The sequence below is a fragment of the Luteimonas sp. Soil_N_1 genome (assembly GCF_057656255.1).
Genome location: NZ_JBDGKS010000002.1, coordinates 159,326 through 182,413, shown reverse-complemented (window position 1 = coordinate 182,413; position 23,088 = coordinate 159,326). Strand labels below are relative to the sequence as shown.

Below are 23,088 nucleotides of genomic sequence, written 5' to 3'. Positions count from 1 at the left end.
TGCCGCGTCAGGGCATCAGATCGGGGCGTAGCGCGGGCACCTGACGTGCGAGTTCGTCTGCAACGATCGCCGCTGCCAGCGCGGCGCCGTCGGGTCCCAGATGCGTGTAGTCGAACGCAAGCTTGGGCGTGCCCATCGGTTCGACGGCGTTGTCGTCCTGGCGGGGTGTGCCGGCCGACGCGGTCGCGGAGACCGGGGCAGCGGGCGGTGCGCCGATCGTCGTACCGGCCTGGGCCGCGGTCACCTGTGCGGGCGCGGCGGGCCGTTGCGCCATCCGCATGGCCAGTACCGGTCCCATTCCCTGCACCAGCGCACGGCTGCGTGCATGCAGGTCGAGCAAGGGCACGTCGAGCTCGCGCGCCACCACCCGTGTCGCTTCCGCCCAGGGCGCCAGGTCGTCGATCAGCACACCGTCCTCGAACTGGCGGCGCGTCAGGGGTGTGAGCAGTACCGGAAGCGCGCCTGCCGTACGGATCTCGGCGACGTAGCGGCGCAGGTTGTCCGGATATTCGGTGGCGAGATCGGTCGAACGTCCCGGCTTGCCCGGCTGGTCGTTATGGCCGAACTGCACGAGCACGTAGACCGCATCGAATGGTCCGGCACGCATCTCGTGCAGGGCGATCGCCCACGAGCCTTCGGCGCGGTAGTTGTAGGTGCTGCGGCCGCCGCGTGCGAGGTTGGTGCAGGCGAGGAACGAGGCGACGTGGCGATCGCAGAACGCACCGCCCCAGCCACCCTGCACGGCGGTCGTGGAATCGCCGACCAGCACGATCTTGCTCGCGCGGATCGGTGTGACCGGCGGCCGCATGGGGTCATCGGCCGCGATCGCAGGCCACGGCGCGAGCAGCGCGCAGGCGAGGGCGGTGGCAAGACATCGACGCATCGGAACGGTTCCGGTCATGGAGCGGGAGGCGACGGTCCGTGTCGCGGAATCAGGCGGCGTGTAAGCCGCCTGCAGCGCGAGTGCGCAGGCCGAGGCCGCGCTTACTGGGTGCCGCGCTGGACGAACGGTGCCTGCTGGTAGAGCCGGCGCTCGCCGCCGCGTGGATCGTCCTCGAGACGCGGCGTCGCGTCGAACACCATCGTCTCGCGCGAGGCCATCGAGTAAGGCGCCCAGGCGGGCATGCCGGCGTGGTTGGGATCGCCGCTGCGCGCGAAGGCCAGCAGCGCGTCGCGCATGGTCGCAGCGACCGCGCGGGCGTCATCGGTGTTGCCGGTCTTCGCATCCGCCACGGCGGTGTTGCCGAATACCAGCGGAATGTCGAGCGTGTGGAACGCCCGCAGACGCGCGCCTTCTCCGGTGCGCGGATACCAGTCGAGCTGGTAGGCCCAGGTGTTGGTGCCCTGCGCGGCGCGCACTTCCAGTTCCTCGACGGCGCCACGCCACGAGCGTCCGGCCGTCGTCGCGGCGAAGAACACCTCCGACGGCGTGTAATCCGGATACAGCCGCCGGTACTCGGCGACGACGACTGCGGGATCGAGATCGACGAACTGCTGCGTGCGCAGCTTGCCCGGCAACGCGTCCCAGGTCAGCGTGAAGTTGTCCGGATCATTGCCGAGGAAGGCGCGCGTCTCGTCGCGCGTGTTGCCGATGACCATCGGAATGCCGGCCGACTGCGGCGGCGCATCCGGCCAGAACGGATGGCGCGGCAGATGCACGGTGTCGACGACCGGGCCGAAATACAGGGCGCTGTCTTCCACGCGCGAGGGGTCGCGCGCGCGCTGCGCATCGAGCAGGGCCTGCACGGGCAGCGTGCGCAGCCGGTCGAGATCGCCGGGCGCGATGCCGAGCGCATCGAGATAGATCTGTGCGCGTTGCGTGGCGGCGCGCGGTCCTGCGGCGGTGACCTGCTGGCCGCTCATCGTCCACGCGCGGTGGAACAGGCCGCTCGCCGCCGGCATCGCCATCAGCGTTGCGATCTTTGCACCACCGCCGGACTGGCCGAACACGGTCACGTTGCCGGCATCGCCGCCGAACTCGCTCGCGTGCGCACGCACCCATTCCAGCGCCTGCACCAGATCGAGCTGGCCGACGTTGCCCGCGTGCGCGAACGAGGTGTCGCCCAGATCGCGCAGATGCAGATATCCGAACGCGTTGAGCCGGTGATTGACCGTGATCACCACGACATCGCCACTGCGCGACAACGCGCCGCCGTCGTAGAGCGCATCGCTGCCCGAGCCGGTGTTGAACGCGCCGCCATGGATGTAGACCAGCACCGGGCGCTTCGCGCCATCGCGCAACGCAGGCGTCCAGACATTGAGGCGCAGGCAGTCCTCGCTGCCGGGGCCGTCACTGCCGCGCTGCGGCGCGGACGGGCCGTACTCGACCGCATCGCGCACGCCGCGCCACGCGGCTTCCTGCAGCGCCGGCTGCCAGCGCCGCGTCGCGGTATCGGCGCCGTAGGCCACGCCGCGGAAGACGTGCACACCGTTCTCGACGCTGCCGCCGATCCGGCCGCTGCGCACGCGCGCGATGGTGGTGCGGGGCGATGTGGCGGCGAATGCGCCGGGCAGCGCGGACAGGGCCGCGACGCAGGCGCCGACGCGCAACCAGTGGCGGCGGCCGGGATCGGTCGGGAAGTCGGTCATGGAGAGATGGTCTGTTCCTGGATCCAGTCGAGCGCGAGCTGCGGCCAGCGGGCGAGGGCGCCCGTTGCGCCGCGTGTGCCGAAGCCGTGCCCGCCATGCGGGAAGACATGCAGCGAGGCCGGTACGCCAGCGCGCATGGCGGCGGCATGCATCGCCAGGGCATTGCCGACCGGCACGACGTCGTCGTCCTGCGCATGCAGCAGGAACAGCGGCGGCGTTCGACCGTCGACATGCAGATCCGGCGAGTATCGGTCGAGCGCGGTCGCTTCGGGTGTGTCGACAGCGGCGAGTACACGCGTGCGCGAGCCGGCATGCGCCAGCGGCGCGTGCATCGATATCACCGGATAGACGAGCAGGGCGAAGTCGGGCCGCAGCGATTGTGTGTCGGCAGCATCGACGGCGGTGTAGACCGCAACCGGCGTCGTCGCCAGTCGTGCAGCGACGTGGCCGCCTGCGGAAAACCCCATGACCCCGACGCGTGCCGGATCGATGCCGTAATCGGATGCATGCGCGCGGATCAGTCGCATCGCGCGTTGCGCATCGGCCAGCGGTGCATCCGCGCCTTCGGCATGCGCGCGATCCGGCAGCCGATAGCGCAACACGAACAGGGTGATGCGGGCCGCGTCCACGAACGCCGGCACCAGTGCGGTGCCTTCCTTGTCGAGCACGATGCGCGCGTAGCCACCACCGGGCGTCACCAGCAGCGCCGTGCCGTTCGGACGTTCGGGTGCATACACGGCGAGGTAGGGTGCGCGGACGTCCTCGATGATGCGATCGGGCACCGCGGAATCGTCACTGCGCTCGGTGATCCGGCCTGCCGGTGCGCTTTCTTCAGCAGTCCACAGGACGATTTTGGGCACCGCATCGTCGCGTGCAGGTGCAGCATGAACAGCTGCAGGCAATGCGAGCAGGAATCCGCACAGGAGCGCTGTAAATCCGCGTTTCCGCATTGCAACCGCTTCCTCGTCCGAGTGCTTCTTCGTGTTTTTGCCGCACTGCACATTGAAGATGACACCGGTTTACCATACAAGACACCCCCAGGCACCGCGATCTGCGGTGCAGCAAACGGACCCAGGCCAGGAGCAACCCGCTTGAACAACGCCTCCGCGCATCCGTCGACGTCGAATCCGACGTCGAGCGACGCCACCCGCGGCATCGTCGACGCCTTTCTCGACGCGCGTCGCAACGGGCAGTCGCTGCCCGGTTTCCCCGGTGACATTCCCGACGACCTCGTCGCCGCCTATGCGGTGCAGGACGCTGCGATCGCGCAGTGGCCCGACACCTTGGTCGGCTGGAAGGTCGGTTACATCGCGCCGGAAAAGCGCGACGCCTCCGGCGACGAGCGTCTGCTCGGCCCGGTGTTCCGCAACCGCCTGCAGCAGGCCGGCGAGGCCACCGAGTTCCACGTCTTCGCAGGCGGCTTCGGCGCGATCGAAGCCGAATTCGTGCTGCGCCTCGACGCTGACGCACCGGTGGACAAGATCGACTGGACGCCGGACGAGGCCGCTGCACTGCCGGCGACGCTGTTCATCGGTCTGGAAGTCGCGAGCAGCCCGCTGGCCACGATCAACCAGCTCGGCCCGCGCGTGGTGGTGTCGGATTTCGGCAACAACAACGGTCTGGTCGTCGGCGGCGAAATCGCCGACTGGACGTCGCTCGACGAAACCACGCTGACCGCCGAGAGCTGGATCGACGACACGCGCGTCGGCACCGGCGGCGCGACGACGTTACCCGGCGGCCTGCGCGCGGCATTCGCCTTCGCACTGTCGCGCTCGGCGCGTCGCGGCCGTCCGCTGAAGCGCGGCGAGCTCATCGCGACCGGCAACGCCACCGGCATCCACGACATCCTGCCGGGCCAGCGTGCCCGTGTGGTGTTCGCCGGTCACGGCGAGCTGGTGCTGACGGCGCGCGCCGCGGCACCGCAGGCGGAGGAGAGCGCGGCATGACGACACGGCGCGCCTTCCTCGCCGGACTCGGCGCGGCCTGCGCCGCGCCGTTGCTCCCGTCCGTGTTGCGCGCCGACGAGGCGAACACGGTCCTGACCGCCACCGATGTCCACGTCGCCGATTACCCCACCGTCAACGCGGTGAAGTGGATCGGCGAAACGATGGACCGCGAAACCGGTGGCCGTGTGCGTCTGCGCCAGTACCACTCCGGCCAGCTGGGCCGCGAGTCGGAGGCGATCGACATGGCGCGCTTCGGCGCGATCGACATGACGCGCGTCTATGCCGGCGCGCTCAACAACGCATTTCCGCTGACTACCGCGCTGTGCCTGCCGTATGCGTTCGACTCCGTCGCGCACATGCGCCATGCGCTCGACCGTGGTGTCGCACAGACCGTGCTCGACGGCTTCGGCACGCGTGATCTCGTGGGTCTGGCGGTCTACGACAGTGGCGCGCGCTGCTTCTACAACACGCGCCATCCGATCGTCACGCCGAAGGACCTGCACGGCCTGAAGCTGCGCGTGGCCTCGTCGGACATGTTCATCGATCTGGTGCGTCTGCTGGGTGCTAACCCGACGCCGATGTCGCTGGGTGACACGTTCTCCGGCATGGAGACGCACATGATCGACGGCGCCGAAAACAACATGCGCAGCTTCCACTCCAGCCGTCATTTCGAGGCCGCGCACTACTGGTCGCAGAGCGAGCACTCGTATGCGCCCGACATCCTGCTGATCTCGCGCAGTTCGCTGGATGCATTGCGTCCGGGCGATCGCGACCTGCTGATCGATACCGCGCGTGCGTCGGTGCCGGTGATGCGCAAGATGTGGGACGAGTCCGAAGGCGCAGCCCGCCAGCAGGTCGCCGATTACGGCATCGAGTTCAACGATGTCGACATGGACGCGTTCCGTGCCGCGGCGCAGCCGATCCGCGACCGCTATCTGCAGCAGGCGGAACTGCAGACCCTCTACCGTCGCATCCGCGACCTCGCCTGATCCGACAGAATCCGACACGGGAATCCACGATGTCCGAAGACACGACCCTCGCGCCCGATGATGCGCCCAAGAGCGCGCTCGATCGCCTGGCCGATGCCGTCATCGCCATTGCCGCCACCGCCCTGTTCGGGCTGGTGATCGTGCAGGGCTGGCAGGTGTTCGCCCGCTATGTGATCAACGATTCGCCGAGCTGGACCGAGCCGGTGACCCTGCTGCTGCTGAGCATCGCGATGAGCTTGGGTGCCGCAGCCGGCGTGCACACCAAGCGCCATTTCGGCTTCTTCCTGCTGCAGGACCACATGCGTCCGGCGATCCGCAAGCTGGTGTATCTGGTGATCCCGCTCGTGATCATCTCGATCGGCGTCGTCATCGCCTACTGGGGCGCGGTGCTGCTGTTCGACGGCCTGCACATCAAGGCCGCCGGCGCCGCGCTGCCGCAGAGCATCAACTACCTGCCGCTGTCGGTGGGTGGTGCGCTGATGGTGGTGTTCGCACTCAATCAATTCGTGGGCGTGCTGCGCGCCGCGCCGGCCGGGGAGGGCCTCTGACATGGCGATCGCGCTTCTTTTCATCGTCTTCGCACTGCTGCTGATTCTCGGCGTGCCGGTGGCGTTCGCACTCGCGGCCGCGGCACTGGCGACCCTGCTCTATCTCGATCTGCCGTCCATCGTGCTGGTGCAGCAGGTGTCGGCCGGTATCGGATCGGCCTCGCTGATCGCGATTCCGCTCTTCATCTTCGCCGGCGAGATCATGATGCGCGGCGGCATTTCCGAGCGTCTGATCGCACTCGCCTCGTCGCTGGTCGGCCGCATGCGCGGCGGTCTGGGGCAGGTGTCGATCCTGTCGTCGCTGTTCTTCGGCGGCGTCTCGGGCTCGGCGATCGCCGACGTGTCGGCGGTCGGCGGCACGATGATTCCGCAGATGGTCAAGCGCGGCTATGACCGCGACTTCGCGGTCAACGTCAGCATCACCGCAGCGCTCGTCGCGCTGCTGGTGCCGCCGTCGCACAACCTGATCCTGTACACCGCAGCGGCCGGTGGTGGCCTGTCGATCGCCGACCTGTTTGCGGCCGGCATCATGCCCGCACTGCTGATGACCGCCGCGCTGATGGTGACCGGCTACTTCGTTGCCCGGCATCGCGGCTACGGCGTGGAGATCTTCCCGGGCTGGCGTGCGGTGCTGCTGCGGCTGGTGTCGGCGCTGCCGGGTCTGGGTCTGGTCGCGCTGATCTTCATCGGCATCCGTGCCGGCATCTTCACCGCGGTCGAGAGTGCGGCGATCGCCGTGGTCTACGCGCTGCTGGTGACGGTGGTGCTGTACCGGCAGCTGCGCCTGACCGAGTTCAAGGCGACGATCGTGCATGCCGCGCGCAGCACCGGTGTCATCCTGTTCGTGATCGCGACCGCATCGGTGTTCGGCTGGCTGCTGGCGTACCTGCAGGTGCCGTCGGCGGCGGTCGACTTCCTGCAGTCGTTCGCGCACAGCAAGCTTGCGGTGCTGCTGATGATCATCGTGGTGCTGCTGTTGCTGGGCACCTTCATGGATCTGGCGCCGCTGATCCTGATCTGCACCCCGATCTTCCTCCCGGTCGCCCGCGCCTACGGCATCGACCCGATCCACTTCGGCCTGGTGCTGGTGCTGACCGGTGGTCTCGGCCTGGTGACGCCGCCGGTGGGCTCGGTGCTGTTCATCGGTACCGCGATCGGCAAGATCACCGTCGGCGAGAGCATGCGGACGATCTGGCCGTTCTGGCTCGCCGGCCTGGGCGTGTTGCTGATCGTCGCGCTGTTCCCGGGACTGTCGCTGTGGTTGCCGGGCGTGCTGCGCGCCTGATCCGCAGACTGTTGATCGCATGAAGAAACGGCCCCGCTTGCGGGGCCGTTTCCGTTGCTGTGCCGCGGATGGCGGCGGGTGTCGCGTGGACCCGTCGTCTCAGGTCATTCCGGCCCGGATCCGCGCTGCCTGCGCCCACCGGTCCGCCACGGTGGGCGACGTCAGGCACGCGACGGTATCGGTCACCGTCGTCACCGCCCGCTCGAGCAACTGGATGTCCGCCTCGTGCTGCCGCGCGACATGCGGATCCTCGAAGAACACCGCGCGATGGCAGCGTCCGTCGAGGACGAGATCGGCGATCTGTGCGTCGCCACCCAGCGGGCCGCTCTGGAACCGCTGCGTCCACGCCGTGTCCTGCGGCCAGCCGCGGCGCCAGGCCAGTTCGTTGAGACGTTGGCCGGTGGTACCGGTGGCGACGCGATGCGCGAAGCGCGACAGCAGTTCGAAATGGCGGTCTGCGAAATCGAGCATGTGCGGCTTCATCGCGTCATGTGCGATCAGTGCCACGGTCTGGTCCGCGAAGGCATGCAGGTCATCGGCCCGGGGGTCCGCTGCGCCGCCGGCATGGATGCGTTCCGATTCCACCCAGTCGCGCGCCGAGGCCACCGTCGACAGGAACGGCTTGCCCTGGATCACGCACTGTCGCTTGAGTGCGATCGCCTCTGGGAAGATCGAAGAGGGATCGACCGGGTCGATCAGATAGACCACGCCATCGAGCGTGCGCCCTGCGCCCATGCCCACGACTTCGGCGACCAGCTTCATCAGGCCGCCGTCGCGACCGTTCGGATAGCGCTGCAATCCGTCGGGTGCGTCCAGCGCATGATGGGTGATGGCGTCGAACGTCCGGCCGACCGCATGCAACGCGACGCCCAGTTCGCGCAGCCCGTCGCCGCTGCTGCGAAGCCAGCGGAACAGCGCCGCATCCGCGTCGGCGTGGTGGCGACGATTCGCCGCGAGTCCCAATCGGATCATCTGTCCTGTGTTCCGGCATGCCCGCAAGGGCGTCTGCGCCTAGGGTAGGCGGAATGGCGTGGCGATCGCAGGGTGCATGTCCATCGGTGGCATCCGCGTGCGTGTCGATGCGATCGTCCGCCGGTGATGCCGGCATCTGGTGGACCTGCGTGGCGTGCGCCGCCGCACGCTGTGGCTGCTCGACGCTGCCAGCGACGGTTTCGGATGCACATCGTGCTGCGACGCAGGATGTCCGCCCGCGCACGCTCTGGTACGGTCCCGATGACCAGCGGTGTCATCACCGCTTTCCAACCGCCTTTAAAGCCTCCGGAGCACCATGCCCATCCCACGCGCCCTGTGTCTGTCCGCTGCCTGCGCAGTCCTTTTCGCATCGGGCGCTGTCGCCCTGGCCGCCCCGCAGACCGCGGACGGTGTGGCAGGCAGTCCGACGCCGCAATGGGCGCGCGGTATCGAGAACCAGCGCCAGGCGGATCTGGGTGACGGCACCTTTCTCAATCCGGTGTTCGCGGGCGACCGCCCCGATCCCTCGGTGCTCAAGGACGGCGACGACTACTACCTCACCCTGTCGTCGTTCGACGCCTATCCGGGCCTGCCGCTGTGGCATTCGCGCGATCTGGTGAACTGGCAGCCGCTGGGCCACGCGATCACGAAGAACGTCGGTTCGATCTGGGCGCCGGACATCATCAAGCACGGCGAGCGCTACTACATCTATTTCCCCGCGCGCACCGGCGGCACCGAAGGCAGCGAACGCAGCAACTACGTGGTCTGGGCCGACGACATCAAGGGCCCGTGGAGCGAGCCGGTCGACATCGGCCTCGGCCGCTACATCGATCCCGGTCATGCGGTCGGCGAGGACGGCAAGCGCTATCTGTTCCTCAGTGGCGGCGGGTACGTGCAGCTGTCCGACGATGGACTAAGCGTCGTGGGCGAGCCCAAGCATGTCTACGACGGCTGGCAGTACCCCGAAGAGTGGGATGTCGAGGCCTACGCGCAGGAAGGCCCGAAGATCAACTTCCGCGACGGCTGGTACTACATGACCACTGCCGTCGGCGGCACGGCCGGTCCGCCGACCGGACACATGGTGATCACCGCGCGCTCGCGTTCGATCCATGGGCCGTGGGAGAACTCGCCGCACAATCCGATCGTGCGCACCGTGGATCGCAGTGAGCCGTGGTGGTCGCGCGGCCACGCGACGATCGTCGAAGGCATCGACGACCGCTGGTGGATGATCTATCACGGCTACGAAAACGGCTACTGGACGCTCGGCCGCCAGGCGCTGCTCGAGCCGATCGAGTGGACCGACGACGGCTGGTTCGTCGGCAAGGGTGGCGATCTCGGCCAGCCGCTGGCCAAGCCTGCCGGCGAATCGGTGGGCCAGCACGGCATGGCGCTGTCGGACGATTTCAGGGGCAGCACCCTGGGCGCGCAGTGGTCGTTCTACAACCCGACGCAGACCGAGTACACGCGTTTGGGTTTCGGCGACGGCACGTTGTCGCTGCAGGGCAAGGGCACGCAGCCGCGCGACAGTTCGCCGCTGACGGTGATCGCTGGCGACAAATCCTACGAATTCCAGGTGGAAATGGAGATCGAACCGGGCGCGCAGGGCGGGGCGCTGCTGTTCTACAGCGACAAGCTCTACGTCGGCGTGGGCAGCAACGGCGAGCGCTTCATCATGCATCGCTACGGCGAAGAACGACCGAGCCAGATCGCGCCCAGCGCCACGGGCGGCAAGCTCTGGATGCGGGTCAAGAACGACCAGCACATCGTGACCATCCATACCAGCACCGACGGCGAGGCTTGGACCAAATACCCGGTGCAGATGGAAATCTCGGGCTATCACCACAACGTGGCCGGCCGATTCCTCGCGGTGAAGCCGGCGATCTATGCGGCCGGCGAGGGCAAGGTGCATTTCCGGAACTTCCAGTACCGCGCGGTCGACTGAGCGGTCCGCCCGCGTGGCCGGGGCGTCGACGACACGACGCTCCGGGATGTACCGCTAGAATGGAAACCGCGCGACAACCCGACCAACGGAACGACCGATGCCCGCAGTGACGAAGACAACGAAGGCAACGGTCCCGGCGGATCTGAAGCGCCCGGCGACGATCAACGACATCGCCCGGCTCGCGGGCGTGTCGAAGAAGACCGTGTCGCGGATCATCAACCACTCGCCGCTGGTCCGTCAGGACACGCGCGAGAAGGTCGAGACGCTGATGCGCGAGGTGGGCTACGTGCCCGACCCGCTGGCGCGCGGCCTGGCGTTCCGCCGCTCGTTCCTGATCGGCATGGTCTACGACAACCCGACCGCGCAGTTCATCGTCAACATGCAGTACGGCGCGCTGGATTCGCTGCGCGGTTCGGGCTTCGAACTGGTGGTGCACCCCTGCGACAGCCGCAAGCCCGACTACGTCGACGGCGTGCGGCGCTTCGTGCAGCAGCAGAAGCTGCATGGCGTGATGCTGGTGCCCCGCGTGTCCGAGGACCCGGCGCTGGCCGAAATGCTCGATTCGATCGGCGTGCGCTACGTGCGTATCGCGGCCGTGTCGATGGACAAGCCCGAGCGCATGGTCGTGACCCATGACCACGACGGCGCCTCCGAAGTCGCCGATTACCTGCAGTCGCTGGGCCATCGGGACATCGCCCTGATCACCGGTCCGCGCGATTACCGCTCCTCGATCGAGCGCACCGGCGGCTTCCTGTCGGCGCTGCAGAAGCGTGGCATCGAGCTGCCCAAGGCCCGCGTCGTGGAAGCGGGCTACACCTTCGAATCCGGCGTCGCCGCGGCGGAAAAACTGCTGCTGGCGAAGAAGCGCCCGACCGCGATCTTCTGCGGCAACGATGAGATGGCGGCAGGCGTCTATCGCGTGGCGATGCGGGAAGGCATCAACGTGCCGCGCGACCTGTCGGTCGTCGGCTACGACGACAGTCCGCTGGCGACCCGTCTGTGGCCGCCGTTGACGTCGGTCCGCCGCGACACCCGCGATACCGGCCGCATAGCCGCCGCGATGCTGATCCAGCCGGTCGACGGCCCGCGACCGCTGGCGAGCGTGCGTCCGCACCTGATCCTGCGCGACTCCTGCCAGCCGCCCAAAGCCTGATCCCCGCGCCACGCGCACGGGTTCCGCCGGGCGTCGGCGCGGCGCTCCGGCGAATGCCGCGGCGCGGTATGACACCGGTTACCGGACGGCCTACAATGGGGTCCCGATCGTTGTGTCAGCCGCTCCGGAGCCGTCATGTACGGGAAGACCTACTACGCCACCCATCCGGGTGTGATGCAGGGCATCGACAACGACGCGCTGCGCGATCTGTATCTGCTCGACGGTCTGTTCGTCGACGACGCAATCCGTCTGAGCTACACGCACTACGAGCGCTTCGTCATCGGCGGCGCCTCGCCGGTCGCAGGGCCGCTTTCGCTTCCGACGCAGACCGAGCCCGCATCCGCTGCCGGACGTCCGTTTCTGGAGCGTCGCGAGCTCGGCATCGTCAATGTCGGTGCAGGCGCCGGCACGGTCACCGTCGACGGCACCGCGTATGCACTCGCGCCGAAGGACGGTCTGTATGTGCCGATGGGCAGTGCCGAGGTCGTGTTCGCGTCCGACGATGCGTCCGCACCGGCGAAGTTCTATCTCGCCTCGACACCCGCGCACGCGCGCTTCGAGACGAAGAAGATCTCGATCTCCGACGCGGTGCCGCTCGAGCGTGGCGCGCTGGAAACCAGCAACGAACGCACCATCTACCAGTACATCGTGCCGGCCACCTGCCAGTCCTCGCAGCTGCTGCTGGGCCTGACGATCCTCAAGCCGGGCAGCGTCTGGAACACGATGCCGCCGCATCTCCACGACCGTCGCAGCGAGGTCTATTTCTACTTCGATCTCGGCGACGCCGATCGCGTCTACCACTTCATGGGCGAGCCCGACGCGCAGCGCCACATCGTGGTGCAGAACAACGAGGCCGTCGTCTCGCCGCCGTGGTCGATCCACATGGGCGCCGGCACATCGAACTACTGCTTCATCTGGGCGATGGGCGGCGAAAACCTCGATTACACCGACATGCACGTGCTGGACATCTGCCAGCTCAAGTAACCGGCCGCACGTGGCCACCACCCGTATCGCAACAGGGAGCAACGCAATGACGAATCCGTTCAGTCTCGAAGGCAAGGTCGCGCTGGTCACCGGCGCCAACACCGGCCTGGGACAGGGCATCGCAGTGGCACTGGCCGAAGCCGGCGCCGACATCGCTGCGGCAGGCATCAGCCCGCCGACCGAGACCGAAGCCAAGGTCAAGGCGCTGGGTCGCAGGTTCGTGTCGATCGAAGCCAACCTGACCAGCATCGAGCCGGTCGCGCGTCTGCTGCAGGAAACGCTCGACGGCCTCGGCGGCGTCGATATCCTGGTCAACAACGCCGGCCTGATCCGCCGCGCCGACGCGGTCGATTTCAGCGAGCAGGACTGGGACGACGTCATGAACGTCAACATCAAGTCCGCGTTCTTCCTGTCGCAGGCCGTCGGCCGTCATTTCATCGCGCAGGGCAGCGGCAAGATCATCAACATCGCGTCGATGCTGTCGTTCCAGGGCGGCATCCGTGTGCCGTCGTACACGGCCAGCAAGTCGGGCATCGCCGGCATCACCCGCCTGCTCGCCAACGAGTGGGCCGGCAAGGGCGTCAACATCAACGCCATCGCGCCGGGCTACATGGCGACCGACAACACCGCGCAGCTGCGCGCCGATGAAGCCCGCAACAAGTCGATCCTCGATCGCATCCCGGCCGCGCGCTGGGGCGAGCCTTCGGATCTCGGCGGCACGGCGGTGTTCCTCGCCAGCCGCGCGTCCGATTACGTCAACGGTGCGGTGATCCCGGTCGACGGCGGCTGGCTCGCGCGCTGATCCACGCACGTTTTCCGACCGGTCTGCCCTATCGGCGGGCCTGTCGTTTCTTTCCCCTTCGAACACGCAAGAGAGACACGCAATGAAAATCGCACTGATGCAGGAATTCAGCCAGGCCGCCAAGAACCCGGTCGTGCTGGAGCAGCTCAACACCGTCGCCGCGGACAAGGGCCACACCGTCTTCAACGTCGGCATGGACGGCGACAACGACCACCGCCTGACCTACATCCACCTCGGCATCTGCGCCTCGCTGCTGCTGAACTCGAAGGCCGTCGATTTCGTCGTCGCCGGTTGCGGCACGGGCCAAGGCGCGCTGATGTCGCTCAATGCATGGCCGGGCGTGTACTGCGGCTACTGCATCGAGCCGACCGACGCGTTCCTGTTCGCGCAGGTCAACAACGGCAACGCGCTGGCACTGCCGTTCGCCAAGGGCTACGGCTGGGGCGCGGAAATCAACATCCGCTACATCTTCGAGAAGGCGTTCGACGGCGAGCGCGGCCAGGGTTACCCGGCCGAGCGCAAGGAATCGCAGATGACCAACGCCGGCATCCTGGCCGACGTCAAGAAGGGCGCGTCGAAGGACTTCGTCGAAGGCCTGAAGGCGATCGACCAGGAGCTGGTGAAGCAGGCCGTCGGCGGCGAGCGCTTCCAGAAGGCGTTCTTCGACAACGCCCAGGACGACGCCATCGTCGCCTACGTCAAGGGTGTGCTGGGCAAGTAAGCCCCGCGCGACACCGTTGCACGACGCAGGCCGCCGCCAGAGTGCGGCGGCCTGTGGTGCCAACCCCGATTCCTGCGGAGCGCCCTCACGATGAAATATCTGTTGCTGCTGTTGGGTGCCGCGGGCACCGCGTTCGCCGCATCGCCCGCACCGCACCGCATCTTCATCGCCGGTGATTCCACCGCGGCGACCTACGGCGCCGAGCGCGCGCCACAGGCCGGCTGGGGCCAGAAATTTCCGGACTGGACCGCCGAAGGCTGGGAGGTCCGCAACCACGCGGTGGGCGGGCGCAGCACGCGCAGCTTCATCGACGAAGGCCGGCTCGACGCGATCGCCAGCGAGATTCGCGCAGGCGACGTGCTGCTGATCCAGTTCGGCCACAACGATGCCAAGCGCGAGGACGCCACGCGCTACACCGATCCCGCGACCGACTACCCGCAGCAGCTGCAGCGTTATGTCGAAGTCGCACGCACACACGGCGCCACGCCGATCCTGATCACCCCGGTCGCGCGCCTGCTCTACGACTTCCGCTCACTGGTCGACACGCATGGCCGCTACACGCTGGCGATGCAGGCGCTGGCGGAACGCGAAGGCGTTGCGCTGATCGATCTCAACGCCACATCCAGCGACTGGATCCGCGCGCACGGCGAAGAGGGAGCCAAGCCCTACTTCATGCATGTGCCTGCGCAGGGCAAGACCGATGGCACCCATTTCAGCGAGGCCGGCGCCAATGCGGTCGCCTGTCTCGTCGCCGCCGGCTGGCGCGGCATCGACGTCGAGGCGCCGGTCAAGGCCGCAAGCGCGGCCGAGTGCAACGCATTGCCTGCGCCGGCTGCAGCGCCGGTGTCGCCGTCGGTGGTCGTGCAGGAACGCGACATCGCGATCGAACAGCCCGGCCCGCACGAGGGGCAGGGCAAGACGACGGCGTATCCGTTCTTCTCCGACGCCACCGGCTTCGACCTGATCTTCCGCAAGCGCGCCTTTCACCCCGGCGCGACCATCGGCGATCACGTCAACGACAAGGACGAGATCTATTACGTGCTGTCGGGACGTGGCCGGTTGACGCTGAACGACACGGTCCGCGAGGTCGGGCCGGGTGACGCGATCCTGACCCGCAATGGCGACCGCCATGCGCTCGACCAGATCGGCGACGAGGAACTGGTGATCTTCATCGTCTATCAGCCGGTGAAGCGCTGACCGATCCGCTGCAGGTCGCGGACGGCATGCGCCGGTCACCACGCGGGCCCGTTCACGTCGGGTCCGCGCCGCGGCTTGAACGATCGCGCCCGAGGGCGCGGACGGCTGGAAACCGGGCAGGAACGCGGTCCGATGGCACAGCCCCCGCCGATCGGCGAAAATGGGGCCGTCGCTGATCCCGAACGATCGGCGGCACGGCCATGCACCAGGCGCCTCGCGTCACTGTCGTGACCGCTCCACGCCCGCGACGGCCGACCCGCCGATGCACTGCACGCTTCCCCCGCACGACACCGGCGCCCCGCGTCCGACTAGTCGCGCACGCCCACGGACATGCTCTTGAATTCGACTTCTGCTCCGCTTCCGGCCTCCGACGCCGACGATTCCCTGCCGCAGCGCGCACGCATCGCGTTCGAACTGCTCGAGGCGATCCGCGACGACCGCAGCGTGCTCGACGGTTTGCCGGACGAAGACCGCATCCGCCTGCTGCAGGCGGTCGCGCTCGTGCACCATCCCGAGCCGCGCGCGCGTCGCAAGCAGGCCAAGGAAGCGTTGCGCGAGGCCAACCGCGAGAAGGTGCGCCGCACCGAGGCGCTGCTCGACCAGACCGGCATTCGCACGCTGCGCCGCAAGCCGGTGTTCACCACGCCGAACTACTTCCCGCCGCAGCCGCCGGGCCAGCACGATCCACACAACGCCGCGCCGGAAGCATTGCCTTACTCGGAATCGCCGGAGCTGCTGCATTGCTACGTCTGCAAGCAGAAGTACACGCAGGTGCATCACTTCTACGACCAGTTGTGCCCGACCTGCGCGGAACTGAATTTCCTCAAGCGTACCGAGACGGCCGACCTCACCGGTCGCGTCGCGCTGCTGACCGGTGGCCGGGTCAAGATCGGTTACCAGGCCGGTCTCAAGCTGCTGCGCGCGGGCTGTTCGCTGATCGTCACCACACGTTTCCCGCGCGACTCCGCGCAGCGCTACGCGCAGGAGCCGGACTTCGGCGAGTGGGGCGACCGGCTTGAAGTGTTCGGCCTCGATCTGCGCCACACGCCGAGCGTCGAAGCGTTCTGCGCCGAACTCGTCGCCACGCGCGACCGGCTCGACTTCATCGTCAACAACGCCTGCCAGACGGTGCGCCGTCCGCCCGCGTTCTACGCGCATATGATGGCCGGCGAAACCGCCGCGCTGCACGAACTGCCCGAACACGTGCGCAAGCTGGTCGGTGGTTACGAAGGCCTGCGCGCGGCGGATCTGCTGCCGGGCGGCAGCCAGTCGCTGGTCGAGAGCAGTGCAGGACGCGCCGGTCTCGCACGCGCCGCGGAACTGTCGCAGGTGCCGCTGCTCGCCGACGAACTGGTCGGCCAGGCGCATCTGTTCCCCGAAGGCCGCGTCGACAAGGATCTGCAGCAGGTCGACCTGCGCGGGCGCAACTCATGGCGCCTGCAGATGGATGAAGTGCCGGCGGTCGAACTGCTGGAAACGCAGCTGGTCAATGCGGTCGCGCCCTTCATCCTCAACGCGCGTCTGAAGACGCTGATGGTGCGTACGCCCGAACGCGACAAGCACATCGTCAACGTGTCCGCGGTGGAGGGGCAGTTCTATCGCAACTTCAAGACCACCAAGCATCCGCACACCAACATGGCGAAAGCCGCGCTCAACATGATGACGCGCACCTCGGCCGCGGATTACCACGGCGACGGCATCCACATGAACGCCGTCGACACCGGCTGGGTGACCGACGAGGATCCGGTGGAGATCGCCGAGCGCAAGATCGTCGAGGAGCGCTTCCATCCGCCGCTCGACATCGTCGACGGCGCGGCGCGCATCGTCGATCCCATCATCGACGGCATCAACACCGGCACCCACGTCTGGGGCCAGTTCCTCAAGGACTACAAGCCGACGGACTGGTAAGGCGCTGCCGGGCGCACGCTGTGAGGCGCTGCGCCCGCGACGTCCCGAGGGCGGGCGCCTTGCACGCGCGTCTGCGCGCGACCCGCTTCAGCGGAGAGCGTGCCGGCATCCACGCAGGACGTCGGCACGCGTGCCTCACTCAACCGGCGGCGAGCGCCGATTCCGGATGCCGGACCTGGCCGGCGCCGCGGATGACGTAGCGCTCGATGGTCAGCGATTCCAGACCCATCGGGCCGTAGGCATGCAGGCGCGTGGTCGAGATGCCGATCTCCGCGCCGAGGCCGAGGCTGCCGCCATCGTTGAAGCGCGACGAGGCGTTGACCATCACCGCCGAACTGCGGATGCCACGCACAAAACGGTCCGCCGCGGCGGTGTCGCCAGTGGCGATGACTTCGGTGTGGTCCGAGCCGTGCGTCTGGATGTGCGCGATGGCGGTGTCGATCGAATCGACCACCCGCACCGCCAGGATCGGCGACAGGAACTCAGCCGCGTAATCCTCTTCCGTGGCCGCGCTTGCGCCCGGAAACAGCGCACGTGTCCGCTCGCAGCCACGGATCTCGGCGCCGCGCGCGCTGAGTTCGGCCAGTGCACCGGGCAGCCAGCCGTCCGCGATTTCGGTGTGGACCAGCATCGTTTCCAGGGCGTTGCACACGCCGGGGCGCGAGAGCTTGCCGTCGATTGCCAGCTGCAGGGCGAGCGCCGGATCCGCCGCGCGGTCGACATAAAGATGACAGACGCCCTTGTAGTGCTTGATCACCGGTACGCGCGCGTTCTCGGCGACGAAGCGGATCAGGCGTTCGCCGCCGCGCGGGATCGCCAGGTCGACGAGATCGCTGAGCTGCAGCAGTTCCAGCACGTGCTCGCGCGCGGTGTCCTCGATCAGCGCGACGGCTTCGACCGGCAGCCCGTGCGCGCGCAGCGCCGCATGCAGGCACGCGGCGATCGCGGCGTTGCTGTCGCGCGCCTCCGAGCCGCCGCGCAGCAGCACAGCGTTGCCGGCGCGCACGCACAACGCGGCGGCGTCGGCGGTCACGTTGGGACGGGCTTCGTAGATCATCGCGATCAGGCCGAGCGGGATGCGCACCTTCTCGACCACCATGCCGTTGGCGTGGGTCTCGGTCCGGGTGATCTGGCCGACCGGGTCGGGCAGGATGGCGACCTCGCGGATCGCGGTCACGATGCCGTCGACGCGGTCGGCGTCGAGACGCAGGCGGTCGAGCATCGCGCCGACGGTGCCGGCCTGTTCCGCACGCGCCATGTCGGCAGCGTTGGCGGCGAGGATGGTGTCGCGACCTGCAGCAACAGCGTCGGCCATCGAGACCAGCAGGGCAGCGCGCTGCGCCGGCTCCAGGCTGGCGATGACGTGCGAAGCGGCGCGGGCGCGCTCGGCGAGGGGGCGGACATAACCGGTCATGGGGGACTCCTTCAGGTTCATTGCAACACCGACGCGGCCGGGCTCAGCAGCACCAGGTCTTCGCGGCGGATGACGGATCGGCCGTTGTGGAAGCCGAGCACGCCTTCGATCTCGCGGCTGTGCCGACCGGCGATGCGCTGCAGGTCAGCCGAATGATATTGGACCAGTCCGCGGGCCAGGCGGCGGCCTTTGACGCAGATGACGTCGACCATTGCCGAGGGATTGAAGTCGCCTTCGACCGCGACCACGCCGCCGGGCAGCAGGGACGCGCCGCGCTCGGTCATCGCCTCGAATGCGCCGGCATCGACGCGCAGCACGCCGCCGCTCGGCGGCGTATGCCGCAGCCACAGCTTGCGCGCCACCAGGCGTTCGCCATGCGCGGGAATGAAGGTGCCGCGCAGGCGGTCGTTGCCCAGGGCCGACAACGCGGCGGGGTCGCGGCCGCAGAACAGCGCGGTGTGCACACCGGCGGCCGCGGCCTTGGTCGCCGCTTCCAGCTTGGTGTACATGCCGCCGGTGCCCAGCGTGCCGGCGCCGCCCTGGGTCATGCGCATGATCTCGGGCGTGATCGCGTCGATGCGCGACAGCGGACGCGCGTCGGGATCGTGCGTGGGATGGCCGCTGTAGAGGCCGCCGGTATCGGTCGCGATCAGCAGGATGTCGGCGTCGACCAGCGTCGCGACGGCTGCGGCCAGATTGTCGTTGTCGCCGAGCTTGAGCTCATCGACGGCGACGGTGTCGTTCTCGTTGACGATCGGCAGCGCGCCGATGCGCAGCAGCTCGAGCAGCGCCTTCTGCGCGTTGAGATAGCGCCGACGGTTGCGGAGGTCATCGTGGCTCAGCAGCACCTGGGCCACCGGCTGCTCGACCATGCCCTGCCACAGCGCCAGCATCGGCGCCTGTCCGAGGGCAGCCAGTGCCTGGCGCTGGACCAAGCCGTTACGCGTGCCAGCCATCAGGCCGCGGCCTGCGGCGACTGCGCCGGATGACACCAGCAGGACTTCGCGGCCCTGCGCATGGAACTGGGCAATGAGGCCGGCGAGCGCTGCGGCATTGCGCTTGCCGAGCCGGCCCTTGCCATCGGTCAACAGGCTGCTGCCGACCTTGATGACGGCGCGGCGCCAGTTCGGGAGAGGTTGTTCGGGAAAAGGATGCGACATCGTGTACGGGGTCCTCGTCGTTGGAGAAGTGGACGCGCCCAGGTCATCGATGCAGACACGCAGTGCGCCGTGCCGACAGCGGTCGGCAAAGGGCGCATACCAGACAGAACACGCTGGCGGTGCCGGTCATCGGCGGGGCAGCGCAGGTGTGGACCGGACATCGGAAACGCGGAAACCGCGCCGGAAAACCGGTCCAACTGGGATGCATCATAACATCCGTGCTCGAACGGCCTTTGACATCACCATCGGTGCACGCCGTATCGTTTCGATGTCCGGCGCCGATCATCGGGCGAAAAATCGCTTCATTTCAGCTGTTTCGCGCAGGTCAGGAGCCGCGTCTGCAATGCGACATGGCACGTGCAATCTGTGGACGCACGGGTTCGCGACGTCAGCGCGCGTCTGTGCGCATCGCAGCACGGAAGCGGTCAGTGCATGCAGCAACGCGGCCATGCATCAGGACAACCGAACGCGTGCAGTGCAGGCGTCCGTCAGCTCGCAGGCGACTCGGACCCCCCGCATCCTCGAGGCGCGCAGCGCTGCCGTTACGCACTGTCGTCGGATGTCCAATGCGTCGCATGCGCGGCGTCGCGTGGCGTCTGCATCGCGTCGCGTACCTGCATGGCCTGCGGCTCGGTCGGCTTTTCGGTCGGCGCGTCCGGCGGTGGCATGCAGGCCGCGCAGGCCATCAGCAGCAGTGCGCTGACGCCGGTACGGGCGTAGCGGTGGACGGTGGCGACGAACGGAAACACGCGTGGACTGGACATGCGGCACTCCGACGGGCGGGCTCGGCGCTATCCTAACGCCGACGCAGACTGGGGAATGTCGATGGATCCGCACCGCTGGCGCCTGGATGGACAACTGGCCCTCGTCACCGGCGGCAGCGCCGGCATTGGCCGCGCGATCGCACGCGAACTGACCGGCTTCGGGGCGACGGTGCTGATCGTCGGCCGCAACGGCGACGCACTGGAATCGACGCGCGACGAACTGCTCGAGGAGTTTCCGCAGGCAGACGTGCGCGCGATGATCGCCGACGTCGTCGACGAAGAGCAGCGACGCGAGATTCTCGACTGGGTCGAGGACCAGGGCGACGGCCTCGACATCCTGGTCAACAACGCCGGCGGCAATCTCAGCCGCGCGACGAACGATTACGCCGAAGACGAATGGCGCGAGATCTTCGAGGTCAACGTGTTCAGCGCCTTCGAGCTCGCGCGCTACGCGCATCCGCTGCTCGCGAGTCGCGGCAGTTCGGCGATCGTCAACGTCGGCAGCGTGTCGGGCATTACCCATGTACGCAGCGGCGCGCCCTACGGCATGAGCAAGGCGGCGCTGCACCAGATGACCCGCAACCTCGCGGTCGAATGGGCCGAGGACGGTATCCGCGTCAATGCGGTCGCGCCCTGGTACATCCGCACGCGGCGGACCTCGGGTCCGCTGTCGGACCCCGACTATCTCGACGACGTGCTGTTGCGCACGCCGATGGGCCGCATCGGTGAACCGGAGGAAGTCGCCGCGGCGGTCGCGTTCCTGTGCCTGCCGGCTTCGGCCTACATCACCGGGGAGTGCATCGCGGTCGACGGCGGATTTCTGCGCCATGGCTTCTGAGCGCGCACCCTGGCTGGTGCGCTCGACGTCACCGTTGCATTTCTGTGTGGCATTCGCGGTGGCCGCGCTGCTGCAGACCCTTTTGGGCCTGCCGATCCCCACAGGTCCTGCGCTCGACACCGTGCATCTGGTAGGCACTGCGCTCGCGAACACAGGGCTGGCGCTCGCACTGTGGTGCATCGCGCTGTTCGCGTTGCGCCGCACGACGATCATGCCAGCGCACATGCCGGCACGTCTGATCGTGCGCGGCCCGTATCGCTGGACGCGCAATCCGTTCTATCTGAGCCTGCTGCTGAGCTACGCGGGACTGGCCGCGATTCTCGATGTGCCGTGGGCGCTGGCGCTGATGCCGATCCCGCTCGCGATCCTGCGCAAGGCGATCATCCCGTTCGAGGAAGCGTGTCTGGATGCGCGCTTCGGTGCCGACTATGCGGACTACCGCGCGTCGGTACCGCGCTGGTTCTGAGCAGACGCTGCGTCGCCTGCGGGGCCGCAACTGCTGTCGCGCCAGGTGGCGAACACGTCTTCGTACTCCCGGCGCAACGGGTCCTGTGCACGTCCCTGCGCGTAGCGCCAACGGAACTCGGCCTCGCGCACCCGTGTCTCCCAGCTGCGGCACAAGGCGTCATCGGGCACTGCTTCGCAGACATCGGTGACCTGCTCGCAGGCTTCGCCCGCGCCCAGTCCCGGCAGCCCGCCGATACCGACGGTCTGCATCGGCCGACAGCGCAGCGGCGGCGTGTCGTCCTCGCGCCAGTAGGTGCTGTTGTCGAATACGCGGCAGGCGAACAGGGGCGGTGGCGGTCCGGACGACGTATCCCCGCCGGTTCCGTCGGGTGTCTCCACTGCCTGCAACTGCGAGATCAGCGGCACCTGCGGCGCGCGCACCGGACGGGCAGGTGGCGGCTCGTAGGTCGGCATGGGCGTCGCCATCTCCACGACGCGCCGCTCCTGGCGGTGCCCCGCCGGGCAGGCCGTGCCGTTCTGGAACGTGACCGCACCGGCGGCGTCCGTACAGCGATAGATGATCGTGGTCGCGGCGTGGCCGTCACCACTCGCGAGCATGCAGGCGAACGCGGCCCAAAGAAGCAGCCGACGCATCAACGGCCGCAGTCCTGCGCGAGGCGCGTGTTGATCGAGCGCTCTTCGGTGGTGAGTTCCGCACGCTCGGTCGGTTGTGCATTGAAGAAGCGGCGGCGGATCTCCCCGCGGCGGTCCGTCAGTACCCCGCAGATCTCTTCCTGGGGCATCGGGCGGCATTCGTCGTACACCCACGTGCCCGCGCCGTAGTAGCCGCCCTGCGGACGCCGTCCGGTGCGGGTGTCGATCTCGATACCGGCACCGTCGCTGCCCGCCCCGGCCTCGACGCGGGTCGACGGTCCACGACGCGCCGGCCGATAGCCCTGCGTCCACAACGGCACCCAGCGCGGATTGCCCTGCGACGAATCGCTGGTGTAGCGACTGCCGTCGGGACGCACACAGCGGTACATCGGTTGCGCAGGCCGCATGACGATCACCTGCGATGCAGGCGCTGCCGCAGGCTCGGGGGTCTGCGGGGCAGGGCGGGGCACCGGAGCGCCATCCACCGGCCGCAGCATGCTGCGGACCTCCTGCGCCTGGCCGTCGGCGCAGGGCGAATCGCGCAGGGACACGCGTCCGCTGGCATCGGTGCAGCGATAGACCGTCACCCCGGGCTGGGACTGGGCGACCACCGCCGGTGCAAGCGCGGACGCGCACAGCAACAGTGCCAGGCTCATCAGGGCGCGCGGGCGGTAGGCGGCGTGCATGTTCCCATCATGGGACTTTGCCGGCGCAACGCAAATCGGCGCCTCCTGCGGACCGGATCCGGACCAACGCCAGGATGTGTCACCTAGAT

22 protein-coding genes are annotated in these 23,088 nt (G+C 68.1%); 13 read left to right on the top strand and 9 right to left on the bottom strand.

Annotation, left to right across the window (positions count from 1 at the left end; genetic code table 11):
• Positions 1–7: 7 nt before the first annotated feature.
• The 3 genes from AC3A4E_RS14600 to AC3A4E_RS14590 form a co-directional block, all read right to left on the bottom strand.
• A complete protein-coding gene (locus tag AC3A4E_RS14600) occupies positions 8–883 on the bottom strand; it encodes a rhamnogalacturonan acetylesterase (protein ID WP_487632220.1) in 876 nt (291 codons plus the stop codon).
• Positions 884–984: 101 nt separating this feature from the next.
• Complete coding sequence (locus AC3A4E_RS14595; protein ID WP_487632219.1) at positions 985–2,589, bottom strand: carboxylesterase/lipase family protein; 1,605 nt, start codon at positions 2,587–2,589, stop codon at positions 985–987.
• Positions 2,586–3,539 (bottom strand): alpha/beta hydrolase, encoded by a 954-nt coding sequence (locus AC3A4E_RS14590; RefSeq protein WP_487632218.1) that lies wholly within the window; start codon positions 3,537–3,539, stop codon positions 2,586–2,588. The genes AC3A4E_RS14595 and AC3A4E_RS14590 overlap by 4 nt, the downstream gene beginning before the upstream one ends.
• 141 nt (positions 3,540–3,680) lie before the next feature.
• Here AC3A4E_RS14590 and AC3A4E_RS14585 point away from each other — a divergent pair, with 141 nt between their 5' ends.
• The 4 genes from AC3A4E_RS14585 to AC3A4E_RS14570 are packed head-to-tail and all read left to right on the top strand — an operon-like array spanning position 3,681 to position 7,357.
• Positions 3,681–4,535 carry a 2-keto-4-pentenoate hydratase gene (locus tag AC3A4E_RS14585; protein ID WP_487632217.1) on the top strand — a complete coding sequence of 285 codons (855 nt, stop codon included), beginning with the start codon at positions 3,681–3,683 and terminating at the stop codon, positions 4,533–4,535.
• Positions 4,532–5,524: a TRAP transporter substrate-binding protein gene (locus AC3A4E_RS14580; protein WP_487632216.1), complete on the top strand. Its 993-nt coding sequence runs from the start codon at positions 4,532–4,534 to the stop codon at positions 5,522–5,524. The genes AC3A4E_RS14585 and AC3A4E_RS14580 overlap by 4 nt, the downstream gene beginning before the upstream one ends.
• Before the next feature lie 29 nt (positions 5,525–5,553).
• Entirely contained in the window at positions 5,554–6,072 is a 519-nt protein-coding gene (locus tag AC3A4E_RS14575) for a TRAP transporter small permease (protein ID WP_487632215.1), read from the top strand.
• 1 nt (position 6,073) lies between these two features.
• Complete coding sequence (locus AC3A4E_RS14570; protein ID WP_487632214.1) at positions 6,074–7,357, top strand: TRAP transporter large permease; 1,284 nt, start codon at positions 6,074–6,076, stop codon at positions 7,355–7,357.
• A 99-nt stretch (positions 7,358–7,456) separates the two neighbouring features.
• Here the strand turns inward: AC3A4E_RS14570 and AC3A4E_RS14565 are convergent, their stop codons facing one another.
• Positions 7,457–8,326: a methylglyoxal synthase gene (locus tag AC3A4E_RS14565; protein WP_487632427.1), complete on the bottom strand. Its 870-nt coding sequence runs from the start codon at positions 8,324–8,326 to the stop codon at positions 7,457–7,459.
• Positions 8,327–8,645: 319 nt separating this feature from the next.
• On the opposite strand from AC3A4E_RS14565, the gene AC3A4E_RS14560 reads away from it, so the two are divergent.
• From AC3A4E_RS14560 to AC3A4E_RS14530, 7 genes are all read left to right on the top strand, one after another.
• Positions 8,646–10,271 carry a family 43 glycosylhydrolase gene (locus AC3A4E_RS14560; RefSeq protein ID WP_487632213.1) on the top strand — a complete coding sequence of 542 codons (1,626 nt, stop codon included), beginning with the start codon at positions 8,646–8,648 and terminating at the stop codon, positions 10,269–10,271.
• A gap of 97 nt (positions 10,272–10,368) precedes the next feature.
• On the top strand, positions 10,369–11,424 hold the full coding sequence (locus tag AC3A4E_RS14555; RefSeq protein WP_487632212.1) for a LacI family DNA-binding transcriptional regulator: 1,056 nt from the start codon (positions 10,369–10,371) through the stop codon (positions 11,422–11,424).
• Positions 11,425–11,559: 135 nt separating this feature from the next.
• The gene (gene kduI, locus AC3A4E_RS14550; protein WP_487632211.1) at positions 11,560–12,408 is read left to right on the top strand and encodes a 5-dehydro-4-deoxy-D-glucuronate isomerase; all 849 of its coding nucleotides are present in this window, start codon (positions 11,560–11,562) and stop codon (positions 12,406–12,408) included.
• 46 nt (positions 12,409–12,454) lie between these two features.
• Positions 12,455–13,210: a 2-dehydro-3-deoxy-D-gluconate 5-dehydrogenase KduD gene (kduD, locus tag AC3A4E_RS14545; RefSeq protein ID WP_487632210.1), complete on the top strand. Its 756-nt coding sequence runs from the start codon at positions 12,455–12,457 to the stop codon at positions 13,208–13,210.
• 82 nt (positions 13,211–13,292) lie between these two features.
• Complete coding sequence (locus AC3A4E_RS14540) at positions 13,293–13,931, top strand: RpiB/LacA/LacB family sugar-phosphate isomerase (RefSeq protein ID WP_487632209.1); 639 nt, start codon at positions 13,293–13,295, stop codon at positions 13,929–13,931.
• Positions 13,932–14,003: 72 nt separating this feature from the next.
• A complete protein-coding gene (locus AC3A4E_RS14535) occupies positions 14,004–15,128 on the top strand; it encodes a GDSL-type esterase/lipase family protein (protein ID WP_487632426.1) in 1,125 nt (374 codons plus the stop codon).
• Between the two features lie 336 nt (positions 15,129–15,464).
• Positions 15,465–17,036 carry an SDR family NAD(P)-dependent oxidoreductase gene (locus AC3A4E_RS14530; protein ID WP_487632208.1) on the top strand — a complete coding sequence of 524 codons (1,572 nt, stop codon included), beginning with the start codon at positions 15,465–15,467 and terminating at the stop codon, positions 17,034–17,036.
• A gap of 139 nt (positions 17,037–17,175) precedes the next feature.
• Here the strand turns inward: AC3A4E_RS14530 and AC3A4E_RS14525 are convergent, their stop codons facing one another.
• The 3 genes from AC3A4E_RS14525 to AC3A4E_RS14515 all read right to left on the bottom strand — a co-directional run bounded on the left by AC3A4E_RS14525 (position 17,176) and on the right by AC3A4E_RS14515 (position 20,374).
• Complete coding sequence (locus AC3A4E_RS14525; protein ID WP_487632207.1) at positions 17,176–18,450, bottom strand: glutamate-5-semialdehyde dehydrogenase; 1,275 nt, start codon at positions 18,448–18,450, stop codon at positions 17,176–17,178.
• Positions 18,451–18,467: 17 nt separating this feature from the next.
• Positions 18,468–19,610, bottom strand: a complete 1,143-nt coding sequence (gene proB / locus AC3A4E_RS14520) for a glutamate 5-kinase (protein ID WP_487632206.1) — start codon at positions 19,608–19,610, stop codon at positions 18,468–18,470.
• A 542-nt stretch (positions 19,611–20,152) separates the two neighbouring features.
• Positions 20,153–20,374 (bottom strand): hypothetical protein, encoded by a 222-nt coding sequence (locus AC3A4E_RS14515; RefSeq protein WP_487632205.1) that lies wholly within the window; start codon positions 20,372–20,374, stop codon positions 20,153–20,155.
• Positions 20,375–20,435: 61 nt separating this feature from the next.
• Between AC3A4E_RS14515 and AC3A4E_RS14510 the strand changes: the two genes are divergently transcribed.
• Positions 20,436–21,212: an SDR family oxidoreductase gene (locus tag AC3A4E_RS14510; protein ID WP_487632204.1), complete on the top strand. Its 777-nt coding sequence runs from the start codon at positions 20,436–20,438 to the stop codon at positions 21,210–21,212.
• Positions 21,202–21,678, top strand: coding sequence for a methyltransferase family protein (locus AC3A4E_RS14505; protein ID WP_487632203.1), 477 nt, complete (start codon positions 21,202–21,204; stop codon positions 21,676–21,678). The genes AC3A4E_RS14510 and AC3A4E_RS14505 overlap by 11 nt, the downstream gene beginning before the upstream one ends.
• Here AC3A4E_RS14505 and AC3A4E_RS14500 read toward each other — a convergent pair.
• The gene (locus tag AC3A4E_RS14500) at positions 21,648–22,313 is read right to left on the bottom strand and encodes a DUF4124 domain-containing protein (protein ID WP_487632202.1); all 666 of its coding nucleotides are present in this window, start codon (positions 22,311–22,313) and stop codon (positions 21,648–21,650) included. The genes AC3A4E_RS14505 and AC3A4E_RS14500 overlap by 31 nt on opposite strands.
• On the bottom strand, positions 22,313–22,999 hold the full coding sequence (locus AC3A4E_RS14495) for a hypothetical protein (protein ID WP_487632201.1): 687 nt from the start codon (positions 22,997–22,999) through the stop codon (positions 22,313–22,315). The genes AC3A4E_RS14500 and AC3A4E_RS14495 overlap by 1 nt, the downstream gene beginning before the upstream one ends.
• Between the last annotated feature and the right edge of the window lie 89 nt (positions 23,000–23,088).

Bases quoted from the DNA above. Each gene is read 5' to 3' on its own strand.
- AC3A4E_RS14600 (WP_487632220.1), bottom strand. From the start codon at position 883: ATGCGTCGATGTCTTGCCACCGCCCTCGCCTGCGCGCTGCTCGCGCCG.
- AC3A4E_RS14595 (WP_487632219.1), bottom strand. From the start codon at position 2,589: ATGACCGACTTCCCGACCGATCCCGGCCGCCGCCACTGGTTGCGCGTC.
- AC3A4E_RS14590 (WP_487632218.1), bottom strand. From the start codon at position 3,539: ATGCGGAAACGCGGATTTACAGCGCTCCTGTGCGGATTCCTGCTCGCA.
- AC3A4E_RS14580 (WP_487632216.1), top strand. From the start codon at position 4,532: ATGACGACACGGCGCGCCTTCCTCGCCGGACTCGGCGCGGCCTGCGCC.
- AC3A4E_RS14575 (WP_487632215.1), top strand. From the start codon at position 5,554: ATGTCCGAAGACACGACCCTCGCGCCCGATGATGCGCCCAAGAGCGCG.
- AC3A4E_RS14570 (WP_487632214.1), top strand. From the start codon at position 6,074: ATGGCGATCGCGCTTCTTTTCATCGTCTTCGCACTGCTGCTGATTCTC.
- AC3A4E_RS14560 (WP_487632213.1), top strand. From the start codon at position 8,646: ATGCCCATCCCACGCGCCCTGTGTCTGTCCGCTGCCTGCGCAGTCCTT.
- AC3A4E_RS14555 (WP_487632212.1), top strand. From the start codon at position 10,369: ATGCCCGCAGTGACGAAGACAACGAAGGCAACGGTCCCGGCGGATCTG.
- kduI (WP_487632211.1), top strand. From the start codon at position 11,560: ATGTACGGGAAGACCTACTACGCCACCCATCCGGGTGTGATGCAGGGC.
- kduD (WP_487632210.1), top strand. From the start codon at position 12,455: ATGACGAATCCGTTCAGTCTCGAAGGCAAGGTCGCGCTGGTCACCGGC.
- AC3A4E_RS14540 (WP_487632209.1), top strand. From the start codon at position 13,293: ATGAAAATCGCACTGATGCAGGAATTCAGCCAGGCCGCCAAGAACCCG.
- AC3A4E_RS14525 (WP_487632207.1), bottom strand. From the start codon at position 18,450: ATGACCGGTTATGTCCGCCCCCTCGCCGAGCGCGCCCGCGCCGCTTCG.
- proB (WP_487632206.1), bottom strand. From the start codon at position 19,610: ATGTCGCATCCTTTTCCCGAACAACCTCTCCCGAACTGGCGCCGCGCC.
- AC3A4E_RS14515 (WP_487632205.1), bottom strand. From the start codon at position 20,374: ATGTCCAGTCCACGCGTGTTTCCGTTCGTCGCCACCGTCCACCGCTAC.
- AC3A4E_RS14510 (WP_487632204.1), top strand. From the start codon at position 20,436: ATGGATCCGCACCGCTGGCGCCTGGATGGACAACTGGCCCTCGTCACC.
- AC3A4E_RS14505 (WP_487632203.1), top strand. From the start codon at position 21,202: ATGGCTTCTGAGCGCGCACCCTGGCTGGTGCGCTCGACGTCACCGTTG.
- AC3A4E_RS14500 (WP_487632202.1), bottom strand. From the start codon at position 22,313: ATGCGTCGGCTGCTTCTTTGGGCCGCGTTCGCCTGCATGCTCGCGAGT.
- AC3A4E_RS14495 (WP_487632201.1), bottom strand. From the start codon at position 22,999: ATGCACGCCGCCTACCGCCCGCGCGCCCTGATGAGCCTGGCACTGTTG.